Origin of the sequence: Rathayibacter sp. VKM Ac-2879, assembly GCF_015351245.1 — a bacterium.
In the GTDB taxonomy this organism is placed as follows: Bacteria; Actinomycetota; Actinomycetes; order Actinomycetales; family Microbacteriaceae; genus Rathayibacter.
In genome coordinates, this window is the sequence record NZ_JADKSO010000001.1 from 1 (window position 1) to 13,754 (window position 13,754).

A 13,754-nucleotide genomic window follows, 5' to 3' on the forward strand; every position below is an offset into this window, starting at 1 on the left:
CGCTGTTGAGTTCTCAAGAATCGGACACACCCCACCTCCACACCACAAAGATGCTTCACAACGAGAGTGATCGAATAGTATTGCCGCTTGCGTCATACGCATTATCCCGGTTAGACTAGGAGAAGATTTTCTCCCTGTCGCCGTGGCAACTTGTATAAGCTAGCACATCCGCAGGCCGTGTCAAATTCGGCAACTTCGCGATGTCATCGCGCTCGTAGGCGCTCCGACGTTGCTCGATTCATGACGTGAGTCCTGAGTCGAGCGGCGAAGTGGCTGAATCCGAAGGATCCTGCGAAGGTTTTACATCCGTGTGGCCGACCCGCCTCGAGAGGCTGTCTTGCCGAGTGGATGGTCCCGATTGAGGCCGGGACGTAGGAGCTGCTGCTCTTTCCGTTTCCCTGCGGCCTTTGTGGCGACTCGGGATAATTTACGCAGCGACAACCGGACTGTCAAACCGCGGCCCGAAAGCCTGAATCCCGGGCGTGTCGCGCCTGGCCCCGGCTGCGCAGGGCTGCGCGCACGCTCCTCGAGCGCTATTAGTCAGTAAGCTGACTAATCTCTCGTCCCCGCGCTCGGAAGTGACCCATGACTCCTCTCGCCCGCCTCGTCCGCTCACGCCGGAGCGCGTGGCTCACGGTGATCGCCGCCGCCCTCGCGATCGGCGCGCTCTTCGCCTTCCTCCCCCAGGGCTCGGACTCCGGCTTCCCCGCCTCCGGTCTTCCCGACTCCGCGGAGTCGGCGCGGGTGGCAGCGCTCCTCGACCAGTTTCCCTCCGCCGATACGACGGCGGGCATCGTCCTGTGGGAACGTCCGGACGGGCTCACCGGGGAGGACCGAGAGGCCATCGCGCAGCGGGCGACAGCGCTCGCCGCGCGCTCGACGACTCCGCAGGCCGTGCACCCGCAGTTCAGCGACGACGGCCGAGCGGCGCTCGTCGCAGTGCCGCTCTCGCGCTCGGAGGTGGAGGCAGACGTCCAGACCGCGGCGAGTGAGCTGCGCAGCACCGCCTCCGCCGACCTACCGGCCGGACTCTCGAGCTACCTGACCGGTGCCGTCGGCTTCCAGGCCGACATCTCGAACGCCTTCGCGGGCGCCGACCTCCGCCTCCTCCTGGTCACGGTGCTCGTCGTCGCCGTCCTGCTCATCGCGACCTACCGCAGTCCGGTGCTCTGGATCGTCCCCCTGGTCGTGGTCGGGGCAGCCGACGGACTCGCGCGCGTCGTGGCCACCGCGCTCGCCGATGCGGCCGGTATCACCGTGGACGCCTCCGTCAGCGGGATCCTCTCTGTCCTGGTCTTCGGCGCGGGGACGAACTATGCGCTGCTGCTGGTCGCGCGATACCGCGAGGAGCTGCTCCACGAGCCGGACCGACACCGCGCCATGACCACCGCAGTGCGCAGCGCGGGACCCGCGATCGCGGCGAGCGGAGGCACGGTCGCACTGAGTCTGCTCACCCTCCTTCTCGCCGAACTCGCCGGCAACCGCGCCCTCGGCTTCGCCTGCGCGATCGGAGTCGCCATCGCGATCGCCTTCGCCCTGGCCGTACTCCCCTCCGCCCTCGTGCTCTGCGGTCGAGGGCTGTTCTGGCCGTTCATTCCACGGCCGGACGCCGATGGACACCTGCATCGGGAGGGGCGCCCCGGCCCGTGGACTCGGCTCGGCCGGGGAGTCGCCCGTCACCCCGCGCGCATCGCCGTCATCGCCACGCTCGGAGTCGGGTTGCTCTCGCTCGGCCTGGTCGGCGCACGCGTCGGCCTCTCGCAGACGGATCAGCTGCTCGGAGACCCGGAGTCGGTGCGGGCGCAGCTCGTGATCGACGACTCCTTCGGGGCGGGCCTCACCGCCCAGACCACGGTGCTCGCTCCCGACGACGCCGTCGGCGAGGCGACCACTCTCGCGGAGGCGACGCCCGGTGTCGCCGCCGTGCGTCCGGGCGAGAGCGCGAACGGGAGGACCGCGCTCGACGTGACCCTCGCCTCCGAGCCGGAGAGCACCGCGAGCTTCGCGACGATCACCGCGCTCCGCAAGGCCTACTCGGACGCCGAGGGTCCAGCACAGGCGAGCCTGGTGGGCGGCAGCGATGCGACCGCGCTCGACACCCGTACCGCCTCCGAGCACGATCAGGCACTGATCATCCCGATCATCCTCGGGATCGTGTTCCTCATCCTGACGCTGCTCCTGCGCTCACTCGTCGCACCGGTGCTGCTGATCGCGAGCGTGCTCGCGACCTTCTTCGCCAGCCTGGGCGCCGCCACCGTGCTGTTCCGCACCGTGCTCGGCTTTCCTGCCTTCGACGCCAACGTCGTGCTGTTCGCGTTCCTGTTCCTGGTGGCGCTCGGGGTGGACTACAACATCTTCCTCGTCACCCGGGCGAAGGAGGAACGGGCGCGGCACGGCACCCGCGAGGGGATGGTGCGAGCACTCGCCTCGACGGGCGGAGTCATCACGAGCGCCGGGATCCTGCTCGCCGCGGTCTTCGCCGTGCTCGGAGTGCTGCCCGTGGTCGCGCTCACGCAGATCGGTGTGATCGTCTGCGTCGGCGTGCTCCTCGACACCCTCGTGGTGCGCACGGTGCTCGTGCCCGCCCTGGTGTTCCTGACGGGAGACGCGTTCTGGCGGCCGGGGGTGCGCCGCCCGATCGGCTGAGCGGGCGCGCCGGCCTCTGACGAGCGCGCGGCACCGAGAAGATCCGGGCCGCGCGCTCTCGTCGAGGGCTACGCCCCGATGCCGACCTCCTCGGGGGAGACGTCGGCTCCGGGAGCGGACGGCTCGAGCGCCTCCGCGACCCGCTGCGCGAGCGAGGAGTCGACGTTCGCCCAGTACTGGAGAACCCGCGCCCGCAACTCGGGCCGGGTCACCTTGGAGACATGGCCGGCGATGTTCCCGACGAGGCGCGCCTGGGCGGCGGCGTCGAGGACGTCACGATAGAGAGTCCCGGCCTGGCCGAAGTCGTCGTCCTCCGGGTGGAGGGTCGCCGCGGCGCGCGTCAACTCGCCGTCGGTCTCCCAACCGCCCGACTCCGCGGCCCGCGCGGGATCGGCGTGCGCGCCTCCCTGGCTATTGGGCGCGTAGACCGGGACCTCGGACTTCTGGAAGTCGAAGCGCATCGGCCCGTCCTTCGAGTACGAATGCACGGGCGACTTCGGAGCGTTGACCGGCAGCTGCGCGTGATTGGTGCCGACACGGTAGCGGTGGGCATCGGCGTAGCTGAAGATGCGCGCGAGGAGCATCTTGTCGGGGCTTGCCGCGATGCCCGGCACGAAGTTCGAGGGGGCGAAGGCCGCCTGCTCGATCTGCGCGAAATAGTTCTCGGGGTTGCGGTCGAGGGTCATCGTGCCGACCTCGATCAGTGGGTAGTCCGAGTGCGGCCAGACCTTGGTGAGGTCGAACGGGTTGAAGCGGTAGCTCTTCGCGTCCTCGTACGGCATCACCTGCACCGACAGGGTCCAGGAGGGGAAGTCGCCGCGATCGATCGCCGACGACAGGTCGCGGAGGTGGAAGTCGGCGTCCTCTCCGGCGATCTGGTCGGCCTGCTCCTGGCTGAGGATCTCGATGCCCTGATCGGTCTTGAAGTGGTACTTGACCCAGAAGCGCTCGCCGGCCGCGTTGATCCACTGATAGGTGTGCGAGCCGAAGCCGTCCATGTGCCGCCACGAGGCGGGCAGGCCGCGATCGCCCATCAGCCACGTGACCTGGTGCGCCGATTCGGGCGAGAGGGTCCAGAAGTCCCACTGCATGTCGTGGTCGCGCAGGTGGCTGCCCGGCAGGCGCTTCTGCGAGCGGATGAAGTCGGGGAACTTCATGCCGTCGCGAAGGAAGAACACCGGGGTGTTGTTGCCCACGAGGTCGTAGTTGCCCTCGCTGGTGTAGAACTTCAGCGCGAAGCCACGCGGGTCGCGCCAGGTGTCGGGCGAGCCCTGCTCGCCGGCGACGGTCGAGAAGCGTGCCAGCATCTCCGTCTCGACGCCGGGCTGGAAGAGCGCGGCGCGGGTGTAGGCGCTGACATCGGCGGTCGTCACGAAGCGGCCGAAGGCGCCTCCGCCCTTGGCGTGGACCACCCGCTCGGGGATGCGCTCGCGGTTGAACTGTGCGAGCTTCTCGACGAGGTAGTGGTCGTGCAGCGCGAGGGGCCCGTCGGCTCCGACGCTCAGCGAGTGCTCGTCGCTGGCGACCGGCGCCCCGGAAGTGGTCGTGGTGAATCGTTCCTCGGTCATGGTCCTCCTGTCGTGCGAGCGGATGCTCGCGTTCGGCGGTCTCGGTCGGGTACCGGTCAGCGCTCTGCTGCCGCGAGGCAGTCGGGGCAGGTGCCCCAGAACGTGACGTCGGCGGTGTCGACGGCGAAGCCGCTCGACATGGACGGATGCAGGCAGGGCGCCTCGCCGACGAGACAGTCGACGTCGGCGACGATGCCGCACCGGCGGCAGACGACGTGGTGGTGGTTGTCTCCCACACGCAGCTCGAACCGGCGAGGATGCCCCTCCGGCTCGATGCGGCGGACGAGGCCCGACTCGGTGAACGCCGAGAGGACCCCGTAGACCGCCTGCGAGGACGCCTCCGGGAGAGCGGTGCGCACGCGGGCGAGGATCGCGTCGACCCCCGCGTGCGGCTGCTCCTCGAGGGCGCCGAGGACGGCTCGCCGGGTGGCGGTGACCTTGAGCCCGGAGGCTCGCAGTCGTTCGTCCGGTGTCGTCATGGTGGCGAGACTACTGCAGTTGTCTTGACTGAGTCAGAACAAAGGGTGACGACTGCGTGCGAGTGCGCCGGAGCCTACGACTGCCGCGCCGCCTCGAGGGTCGGCACCTCGCCCGGGCGGGCGTCAGGAGACGGGCCCGTCAGCGAGGGTGACGGTGGCCGAGTGGGAGGCACCCTCCGCGTCGGTCCAGGTCAGAGAGACGGACTCGCCCGGCTCGCGCTTCGCGAGGGCGGCCGAGAGCTGATCGCTCGAGCTGACGGCGGCGCCGTCGAGGGAGGTGACCGTGTCTCCGGCGACGAGCCCCGCCTCCGCCGCGGGTGTGCCCTCGATCACGCCGCCGATCGCGGCGCCGCCGGAGGCCGACGGGGTTCCCCTGCCGGGCAACGCATCGGCGTGTGCCGACAGGGCGACCCCGAGGAAGGCGGGGTAGCCGATCTCGACGGTCGCGGTGTCGGCCCCAGCTTCGATCGTCGCGACGATGTCCAGGGCGGTCGAGATCGGGATGGCGAACCCGGCGACATCGGCCGAACCGCTCGAGGCGGCCGTGTCGATCCCGACGACCCGACCGTCGGAGTCGAGAAGCGGTCCGCCGGAGTCCCCCGGGACGATGTCGGCGTCGACCTGGATCAGGCCGACGAGGGATTCGGACGAGATGCCCGACTCCGGCTGTGTCGTGATCTGCTGCCGGAGCGCGGTGATGGTCCCCGGCGCGGACACGAGGTCGCCGGTCCCCTCCGCGTTGCCGACGGCGGTGACCGCGTCACCGACCGAGGTGCCGTCGGTGTCGAGGGAGGCGGGCGTGAGGCCGGAGGCGTTCTCGAGCTGGAGGACGGCGATGTCCTGCGTCTTGTCGGTGCCGACGACGCGCGCGGTGAAGCTGCGGCCGGTCGACTCGACGGTGACCGAGATGCTCGTGGCTCCCTCGACGACGTGGTTGTTGGTGAGGATCATGCCGTCGGACGTGAGGACGATGCCCGTGCCTGCAGAGCGGGCGTCCTGATAGGTGAGGTCGGAGGTGATCGTGACCACTCCCGAGATCTGGGCGGTGGTGGCGGGCGTCGCCGTAGTCGCCTGAGAGGCGGATCCGGAGCCGCGGGGCGCAGGCATGCCTCCGCCCGCGAACGGAGAGACGGCGGTGCCGCCTCCGAACCCTCCGCGGGATCCGCCGGGGAACACGGTCGTGGTGGCGCTCGTCGAGGCGGGCTCGATGCTCCCGGCGTAGGCGACGCCTCCGGCCGTGACGCCGATGAGAACGGCGAGACCGACGCCTCCGGCGAGGAGGGCGCGACGACGACGGTGGCGGTCGTCGATGCGCAACGCGACGCGCTCGTCGGCGCCGTGTTCTGCGGAGGGAGAGGCGGGGGCGCTCTCGCGCTTGGCGCCCTCGGAGTCGTATCGCTCGTTCATGGTGTCGTCCTCGTGGCTGCGGGCCGCCCGTGCGGCGACCGGACTCCATTCGACGACCGCGCGCCCCGTGCCGACTGGACGCGGACTATGGACTTCCTATGAGCGCACCCGGGAATTAGTTGTGGCTACAACGGAGTTGACAGAAGTGTGACCGCGACGAACCCCTCCTCCGCCGACCTGCTCTCCCCCCACACTGCGATGGGAGCGGTGACCCTCCGCGTCGCCGACCTCGACGGGATGATCGCCTACTACCGTGATGCCGTCACGCTCGACCTCCTCTCGCACGACGGCCCCGTCGCCGTGCTGGGTCGGCGAGACGTCCCCGCCGTGATCCTCCAGCACGCGCCGGAGCTGCGGCACGCGTCGCCGCGAAGCGCCGGACTGTTCCACACGGCGATCCTCTTCGAGACGGAGGCGGCGCTCGCGGCCGCCGTCTACAACGTCGCCACCCAGCACCCCGGCTCCTTCACCGGGAGCAGCGATCACCTGGTCAGCAAGGCCTTCTACTTCGACGACCCCGAGCACAACGGCGTCGAGCTCTACTGGGACCGCGACCGCACGCAGTGGTCGTGGACGCACGGGCACATCGAGATGTCGACGCTGTACCTCGACCCGAACGCGTTCCTCCGGGAGCACCTGACCGCGGAGGCGATCGCGCAGCCGCGACTGGGCGGCGCCTCCGTGGGGCACGTGCACCTGAGCGTGGGCGATGTGGCCACCGCAAAGGAGTTCTACGTCGACCGACTCGGCTTCGAGACGACGATCGCCTACGGCGGGCAGGCACTGTTCGTGTCGGCGGGCGGCTACCACCACCACATGGCGATGAACACCTGGAACTCGGCCGGCTCGGGGCGGAGGCAGCTGGCGCTGGGACTCGGCCAGGTCGAGATCTCGGTGCCGGAACGCGACGACCTCGGGGCGCTCGAGGAGCGCCTTCGGCACGGCGGCGTCTCGGTCGTCAACGACGGTCACGCGCTCTCCTTCGAGGACCCCTGGTCGAACGCGATCCGCGTGACGGCGGGCTGAGGGTCGCCCGTCACTCGGCGGCCTCCAGGGCCTCGGGGGGGGAGGCGGCGCCGAGAAGGAGTCTCCTCCGCTCGAGGCCCCTTCCCCCGAGGGGGAGGGGAGCGGGGTCGGCGGGTACGATGAGCGCGCGGAAGACCGCACTCCCCCGAGACTCCGGAGAACACGGTGCCCACGATCGTCGTTGAAGTCATGCCCAAGGCCGAGCTGCTCGACCCGCAGGGGAAGGCCGTCGCCGGCGCCCTCGCCCGACTGGGCCACTCAGAGCTGCACGGCGTGCGAGTGGGCAAGCGCTTCGAGATCACGGTCGACGAGGTGACCGACGAGGTCCGCGCTTCGGTGCAGCGCATCGCCGACGAGATGCTCTCGAACTCGGTCATCGAGGACGTCGTCGGCATCCACTACCCTGCCGCGGAGACGAGCCGATGAGGATCGGCGTCATCACCTTCCCGGGCTCTCTCGACGACCGCGACGCCCAGCGCGCCGTCCGCTTCGCGGGTGCTGAGCCGGTCGCGCTCTGGCACGGCGACCACGACCTCGACGGCGTCGACGCGATCGTGCTGCCCGGCGGCTTCTCGTATGGCGACTACCTGCGCTGCGGCGCCATCGCCTCCCACTCGCCCATCATGCGCGAGGTGATCGACGCGGCGAACGCAGGGACTCCGGTCCTGGGCATCTGCAACGGCTTCCAGATGCTGACCGAGGCGCACCTGCTGCCCGGCGGCCTCATCGCGAACGACATCGGCTCCTTCGTGTGCCGCGACCAGCGCCTGCTCGTCGCGAGCACCACCACCGCCTGGACGAACGGCTTCGAGCCCGGCCAGGAGATCACCATCCCGCTGAAGAACGGCGAGGGCGGCTACATCGCCTCGGCCGAGACGCTGCTCGAGCTGGAGGCGGAGGGACGGGTCGTCGTCCGTTACCTCGGCCACAACCCGAACGGCTCAATGAACGACATCGCCGGCATCAGCAACAGGCGCGGCAACGTGGTGGGGCTCATGCCGCACCCGGAGCACGCGGTCGAAGAGGGCTTCGGGCCGGACACCGCCGCAGCGATGCGGTCGGGAGTGGACGGGCTGACATTCTTCACCTCCGCGCTGCGCTCGCTGCTCGCCTCCGCCTAAAGGGCCTCTCGCGACGGGTCGCGAGAGCAAGGGCGCGCGAGGAGCTCGCGCGCCTGAGCGTGCAGGGCCAGGACGGACGCGGCGTGGGCCGCGGGGGCGAAGGGCGCGAAGGCGACGAGAGCGGCGGCGGCCGCGTCTCGGACGGGGGCGCGGTCGCCGCACAGCCGTTCGAGGAAGGCGGAGAAACCGGCGGGGTCTACCGGTGCGAGCAGGCCCGGACCATCGAGCCCCTCCTCGAGGTTCGGATCGACGTAGAGGATCCCGCGCCCCTCCCGCAGGGCCTCGACGATGACCATCGGCTGGTTGTCGAACCCGAAGGAGGTGAGGACGACGAGATCCGACTCCCGGATCGCGTCGCCGATGCGAGCGTTCTCGATGACGCCGCGGAAGGCGATGGCCGCCGACCCCGCCGCGAGACGGACGGCCTGCGCGAGCGAGGGACCCGTACCGATGACCTCGACTCGGATCGCCTCGGGGTTCCGCTGGAGGACGAGGAGACACGACTCGATGAAGGGGAGGAGGCGTTTCTCGCGAGCGCACCGCCCGATCCACAGGAGGCGCAAAGGGCCTCCGCTCTCGGCGTCCGTCCCTGCACTGCCCCCACTCCGCTCGCCGCCGACGGCGGGCGAGACGCGAGGCAGAACGGAGCTCGTCAGAACCGGGCTCGGCAGCACCGTATTGGGTAGCACTTCGACCCGGGGTACGCCTGCCCGCCGCAATGCCTCTGCTTGATGACGGGACGGCGAGACCACGAGATCGGCGCGAGCGGCGGTGCTCCGGGTGACATCCCGCAGAAGGTTGCCGAGACTGTCTCGGCTACCCCCGCCCCGCCGCGGCCGGCGACCCGTCACGACCCCGAAGTAGTGCGCTGCGAGCGGCGTCAGCAGGTCGCCGACGAGGCCGGGCACACCGCGCCAGAAGAAGGTGTGCACGGTGGCGATCGAGGGGATCGACAGGCGTGCGGCGACCTCGATCGCCGCCACGGCGAGGCCGAAGTCGGAGTGCACATGGACCGCGCTGACGCCCTCCTCGCGGAAGATCGCCTCCAGCCGGGCGCGCGTGCGCGTGCTGTTGCGGATCACTGGCAGGGCGACGACAGGGATCCTCGGCGCCGGCAGCCGACGCACGTCGATGCCGTCGAGCGGCAGCGTTGTCGGGGAGTCCGGGACGACGAGCACGACCGGGACCCCCGCTTGCACGAGGCTCCGACACTCGGAGACCATCGCCGTCTGCGCGCCTCCGGTGTAGTCGAGCGCATAGTCGCTGACAACCGCCACGACGCCCCGCGAGCCAGACCTCTGGTCAGCCACGGATGGCCTGACGGGAGTCCCCCGGGTCGAGCTGCGGATTGCTCACGAACATTGCGCCGACGCTAGCAGCGGGCTCGATCGCCGATCTCGGGGAGGCGCGTCATCCGCACGAGAGGCACGGAATCGCCGCACCGTCGGCGGGCGGCCGCGCCCCTCGCGCTCAGACGGGCCTTACGGACCGGTCAGCACCTCGGGCTCCGGGCTCATCGAGATGGTGGGCATCGAGGCCGTGATGACGGTGCCGTCGGAGCGACGGGTGCCCTCGATGTCCGACGTGGTGGGCGCGCCGTGCAGGCGACGGCCCTGGTGCGTGAGGGTGACCCGCACCGGGTTGCCCGCCTCGACGTGCACACGCTCGTCGCGCACGGTGATCGCCGCGGAGCCGCCGCTCTCGACCGTGAGCAGCACCGCCTCCTGCGTGACCTCGACGCGCACCCGGGTACCATGCAGGGTGATGCGGAAGGTCAGGCGCTGCCAGTCGTCGGGGAGGCGCGGGTCGAGCGTGATGCGCCCGCCGTGGTCGCGCATGCCGCCGAAGCCATAGACGAGGGCACTCCAGACGCCTCCCGTGGAGGCGACGTGGATGCCGTCGGCCGTGTTGCGGTGCAGATCGGCGAGGTCGACGAAGAGCGCCGAGAGGAAGTAGTGGCGAGCGAGCTCGCTGTACCCCACCTCGGCGGCGATGATCGACTGCACGACCGCCGACAGGGTGGAGTCTCCCGTGGTCAGCGCGTCGTAGTACTCGAAGTCGGCGCGCTTCTGCTCGGCCGTGAACTCGTTGCCCTGCAGCAGGAGCGCGAGCACGACGTCCGCCTGCTTGAGCACCTGGAAGCGGTAGATCACCAGCGGGTGGAAGTGCAGCAGCAACGGACGCTTGCTCGCCGGCGTGTTCTCGAGGTCCCACAGCTCCTTCTCGAGGAAGGCGGCGTCCTGGGGGTGGATGCCCGCGCGGGCATCGAAGGGGATGTGCATCTTCTCGGCCGCGCGGGCCCATTCGAGCACCTCGCCCTCCTCGAGCGCGAGACGATCGGCCATCCGCTCGAAGGCGGCGGGCTCCACGGCTTTCAAGAGCTCGACTGCGCGCGCCGCGGAGCGCAGGTTCGCCCGGGCCATCACGTTCGTGTACAGGTTGTCGTTGACGACGGTCGTGTACTCGTCCGGGCCTGTCACCCCGTGGATGTGGAAGTGATCGTCGCCGTTGCTGCGCCAGAAGCCCAGGTCGGCCCACATGCGAGCGGTCTCGACGAGGATGTCGATCGCTCCCCTCGCGAGGAAGTCGTCGTCTCCGGTCGCGCCCACGTACTGCATGAGCGCATACGAGATGTCGGCGTCGATGTGGTACTGCGCGGTGCCGGCGGCGTAGTAGGCCGACGACTCCTCGCCGTTGATGGTGCGCCAGGGGAAGAGAGCGCCCCGCTGGTTGAGCTCTGCCGCGCGCGAGCGGGCCGCCTCGAGCATGTTCTGACGGAAGCGCAGCGCGTTGCGGGCCACGAGCGGAGCGGTGTAGCTGAGGAAGGGCAGGACGTAGACCTCGGTGTCCCAGAAGTAGTGGCCGCCGTAGCCCGAGCCCGACACGCCCTTCGCGGCGACGCCTCCGCCGTCGGTGCGCGCCGTCGACTGCGCGAGCTGGAAGAGGTTCCAGCGGGTTGCTTGCTGGATCGCGGACTGGCCGTCGAGCTGCACGTCCGAGCGGGCCCAGAAGTCGTCGAGCCACTCGCGCTGCTTGACGAACTGCTCCTCGACCGGATTCTCCCGGGCACGGTCGAGCGTGCGGTCGCAACGGTCGGCGAGCTCGCGCACGGGCACGCCGCGGGAGGTGTGGTAGGTGAGCGTCTTGACGAGGCGCACCGGCTGTCCGGCCTTCGCCTTCACCCGGTAGACGTGCTTGGCGAGGTCGTCGTCGATCTGCGACGTCTGATCCCACTCGTTCTCGGTCTCGAGGACGTGCTCGGCCCCGCAGGCGATCGTCATCTGCGAGTTGGTCGTGCGATAGCCCAGGAGGTAGCGCGTGCCGGTGACGCGCTTGAGGCGCGGCTGGAGGACCCGGTCCTCGAACGACTCCGCCTTGCGCGGGTCGAAGCCCGCGCCCTCACTACCCGAGGGCGCGTGGTACTCGTCGATGCCGTCCTGACGGTTGAGGATCTGGCTCGAGATGAGCACCGACGCATCGTGGTCGACCATCTCGACCTCGTACTCGAGGATCGCGAGGTGGCGGTCGGTGAAGGAGACCAGACGGCGCGAGCGGATGAGGACGCGCTTGCCGGACGGCGTGCGCCATTCGAGCTCACGGGTCAGCACGCCGTTGGCGAAGTCGAGACGACGCGAGTAGGCGAGGATGTCGGCCTCGCTCACCACGAAAGGCTCGTCATCGACGTAGAGACGGATGATCTTCGCGTCGGGCACGTTGACGATGGTCTGGCCGACGCGGGCGAAGCCGAACGCCTCCTCCGCGTGACGGATGGGCCAGGTCTCATGGAACCCGTTGATGAAGGTGCCGTACGCGTAGCCGTCGCGACCCTCCTCCACGTTGCCGCGCAAGCCGAGGTAGCCGTTGCCGGTCGCGAAGAGCGTCTCGGTGCGGCCCTGCAGCTCGGAGGCGAACTCGGTCTCGACGAGGGCCCACTCGTCGACCGGGAAGCGATTGCGGTCGAGCGGATCGGAGGTGATGGGATTCATGCGGCGTCCTCGGGGGCGGGGGCGGAGGGGAGGAAGGGGAGGAGCTCGGCGAGGTCGTCGACGACGATATCGGCGCCATGCTCGAGCAGGGTCTCTGCGCCAACTCCGCGATCGACCCCGACCACGAGCCCGAAGCCGCCCGCACGGCCGGCGGCGACTCCGGAGTGGGCGTCCTCGACGACGGCGCAGGCGGAGGCCTCGAGGCCGAGCAGCTGGGCGGCGAAGAGATAGGTGTCGGGCGCGGGCTTGCCGGCGATGGCGCGCTCGGCCGCAAGGAGGCCGTCGACGACGACCTCGAAGCGGTCGCTCAGGCCCGCGGCCTCGAGCACCGGGACGCCGTTGCGGGAGGAGGTGACGACCGCCACCAGCACGCCCGCGGCGATCGCGGCGTCGACGAAGCGGAGCGAGCCCGGGTACGGGGCCACGCCGTTCTCGGCGAGTGTGCGGTTGAAGGCGTCGTTCTTGCGATTGCCCAACCCGCAGACCGTCTCGAGCGAGGGGGCATCGTCGGGAGTGCCCTCGGGCAGGGTGATGCCTCGGGAGGCGAGCAGCGCGCGGACACCGTCGTAGCGCGGGCGGCCGTCGATGTAGCGGAAGTAGTCGGCGTCGGTGTAGCCCTCGGTGACGCCGCGCGCGGCGAGGTACTCGGTGAACAGTCGCGACCAGGCCTGCATGTGCACGTCGGCGGTGGGAGTGAGCACCCCGTCGAGGTCGAACAGGATCGCGCGGAGCTCCCGGAGGGCGGAGGCGTCGGGGCGCGTCGGGGATGCAGTCACAGCGGGAGGACCTCGTGATCGGGGGCAGGCGTTCGGCGGTTCGCCGAAGACGGTCGCCCGCCGCGGACTGGACGTATCGTATACGCCCGCCGGGCACCGTCTGGAACCGTTTACACGTCCGTCATCTGCGCGCCGCCCGTGGCGCCTTTCCGCGTCGCGTCGGAGCGATGCAGACCGCGCGGAAGGCTCGGGCGGACGGCTCGACCCTCAGGCGGAGGCGAGCTTCTCGACGGTGCGCAGATTGCGGGTCGTCGTGCTGGAGCGGTAGGCGGCGCGCGCCAACACCTTCGACACCGGAGTGTCCGTCGAGGAACCGCGTGGGCAGCGCCAATAGAGGACGCCCTGACCACGAGCGACGAGCTCGACGGCCGGGTCGGGCTCGCCGATGGCCGCCTCCGCCGCGTCGAGCGCCTCCTCGTCGGAGCCGAAGACGATGTACGGGTGCGCCTCGTCGTCGATGCGCGGGAACGGGTACGCGGCGGCGGCCGCGGCGAGCGCCTCCTGCGTGAGGAGCACGATCCAGGCGTCATAGCCGAACCGCTCCTCCAACGCCGCCTCGAGAGCGGGCTTGAGCTCGGCGGCCGGGCGGTCGGAGTCGAAGGCGACGTTGCCGCTCGCCAGGACAGTCTTCACGCGCTCCACGCCCACCGCCGCGACAGTCTCGGCGAGCTCGGCACTGCGGACCGTGCGGCCGTTGACGTTCACACCGCGGAGGAGGGCGAGGAATCTGGTCATGCAGCTGACG

General features: G+C 70.1%; 11 protein-coding genes. 4 read left to right on the plus strand and 7 right to left on the minus strand.

Annotated features, from left to right (window positions below):
* Positions 1 to 585 precede the first annotated feature (585 nt).
* Complete coding sequence (locus tag ITJ45_RS00005) at positions 586 to 2,646, plus strand: MMPL family transporter (RefSeq protein WP_194606806.1); 2,061 nt, start codon at positions 586 to 588, stop codon at positions 2,644 to 2,646.
* A gap of 68 nt (positions 2,647 to 2,714) precedes the next feature.
* Here the strand turns inward: ITJ45_RS00005 and ITJ45_RS00010 are convergent, their stop codons facing one another.
* The 3 genes from ITJ45_RS00010 to ITJ45_RS00020 all read right to left on the minus strand — a co-directional run bounded on the left by ITJ45_RS00010 (position 2,715) and on the right by ITJ45_RS00020 (position 6,100).
* On the minus strand, positions 2,715 to 4,214 hold the full coding sequence (locus ITJ45_RS00010) for a catalase (protein WP_194606807.1): 1,500 nt from the start codon (positions 4,212 to 4,214) through the stop codon (positions 2,715 to 2,717).
* A gap of 56 nt (positions 4,215 to 4,270) precedes the next feature.
* Positions 4,271 to 4,693 (minus strand): Fur family transcriptional regulator, encoded by a 423-nt coding sequence (locus ITJ45_RS00015; protein WP_194606808.1) that lies wholly within the window; start codon positions 4,691 to 4,693, stop codon positions 4,271 to 4,273.
* Positions 4,694 to 4,816: 123 nt separating this feature from the next.
* On the minus strand, positions 4,817 to 6,100 hold the full coding sequence (locus ITJ45_RS00020; protein WP_228493389.1) for a S1C family serine protease: 1,284 nt from the start codon (positions 6,098 to 6,100) through the stop codon (positions 4,817 to 4,819).
* A gap of 198 nt (positions 6,101 to 6,298) precedes the next feature.
* On the opposite strand from ITJ45_RS00020, the gene ITJ45_RS00025 reads away from it, so the two are divergent.
* From ITJ45_RS00025 to purQ, 3 genes are all read left to right on the plus strand, one after another.
* The gene (locus tag ITJ45_RS00025) at positions 6,299 to 7,126 is read left to right on the plus strand and encodes a VOC family protein (protein WP_194607671.1); all 828 of its coding nucleotides are present in this window, start codon (positions 6,299 to 6,301) and stop codon (positions 7,124 to 7,126) included.
* A 165-nt stretch (positions 7,127 to 7,291) separates the two neighbouring features.
* Positions 7,292 to 7,552 (plus strand): phosphoribosylformylglycinamidine synthase subunit PurS, encoded by a 261-nt coding sequence (gene purS, locus ITJ45_RS00030; RefSeq protein ID WP_194606809.1) that lies wholly within the window; start codon positions 7,292 to 7,294, stop codon positions 7,550 to 7,552.
* The gene (gene purQ / locus ITJ45_RS00035) at positions 7,549 to 8,247 is read left to right on the plus strand and encodes a phosphoribosylformylglycinamidine synthase subunit PurQ (protein ID WP_194606810.1); all 699 of its coding nucleotides are present in this window, start codon (positions 7,549 to 7,551) and stop codon (positions 8,245 to 8,247) included. Before purS ends, purQ begins: the two co-directional genes overlap by 4 nt.
* Here purQ and ITJ45_RS00040 read toward each other — a convergent pair.
* From ITJ45_RS00040 to ITJ45_RS00055, 4 genes are all read right to left on the minus strand, one after another.
* Positions 8,244 to 9,557 (minus strand): glycosyltransferase family 4 protein, encoded by a 1,314-nt coding sequence (locus ITJ45_RS00040; RefSeq protein ID WP_194606811.1) that lies wholly within the window; start codon positions 9,555 to 9,557, stop codon positions 8,244 to 8,246. The genes purQ and ITJ45_RS00040 overlap by 4 nt on opposite strands.
* 171 nt (positions 9,558 to 9,728) lie before the next feature.
* A complete protein-coding gene (locus tag ITJ45_RS00045; RefSeq protein ID WP_194606812.1) occupies positions 9,729 to 12,233 on the minus strand; it encodes a glycoside hydrolase family 65 protein in 2,505 nt (834 codons plus the stop codon).
* Entirely contained in the window at positions 12,230 to 13,009 is a 780-nt protein-coding gene (locus ITJ45_RS00050) for an HAD family hydrolase (RefSeq protein WP_194606813.1), read from the minus strand. The genes ITJ45_RS00045 and ITJ45_RS00050 overlap by 4 nt, the downstream gene beginning before the upstream one ends.
* Before the next feature lie 207 nt (positions 13,010 to 13,216).
* Entirely contained in the window at positions 13,217 to 13,744 is a 528-nt protein-coding gene (locus ITJ45_RS00055) for a DUF1697 domain-containing protein (RefSeq protein ID WP_194606814.1), read from the minus strand.
* Positions 13,745 to 13,754 lie beyond the last annotated feature (10 nt).

Bases quoted from the DNA above. Each gene is read 5' to 3' on its own strand.
- ITJ45_RS00005 (WP_194606806.1), top strand. From the start codon at position 586: ATGACTCCTCTCGCCCGCCTCGTCCGCTCACGCCGGAGCGCGTGGCTC.
- ITJ45_RS00010 (WP_194606807.1), bottom strand. From the start codon at position 4,214: ATGACCGAGGAACGATTCACCACGACCACTTCCGGGGCGCCGGTCGCC.
- ITJ45_RS00015 (WP_194606808.1), bottom strand. From the start codon at position 4,693: ATGACGACACCGGACGAACGACTGCGAGCCTCCGGGCTCAAGGTCACC.
- ITJ45_RS00020 (WP_228493389.1), bottom strand. From the start codon at position 6,100: ATGAACGAGCGATACGACTCCGAGGGCGCCAAGCGCGAGAGCGCCCCC.
- ITJ45_RS00025 (WP_194607671.1), top strand. From the start codon at position 6,299: ATGGGAGCGGTGACCCTCCGCGTCGCCGACCTCGACGGGATGATCGCC.
- purQ (WP_194606810.1), top strand. From the start codon at position 7,549: ATGAGGATCGGCGTCATCACCTTCCCGGGCTCTCTCGACGACCGCGAC.
- ITJ45_RS00045 (WP_194606812.1), bottom strand. From the start codon at position 12,233: ATGAATCCCATCACCTCCGATCCGCTCGACCGCAATCGCTTCCCGGTC.
- ITJ45_RS00055 (WP_194606814.1), bottom strand. From the start codon at position 13,744: ATGACCAGATTCCTCGCCCTCCTCCGCGGTGTGAACGTCAACGGCCGC.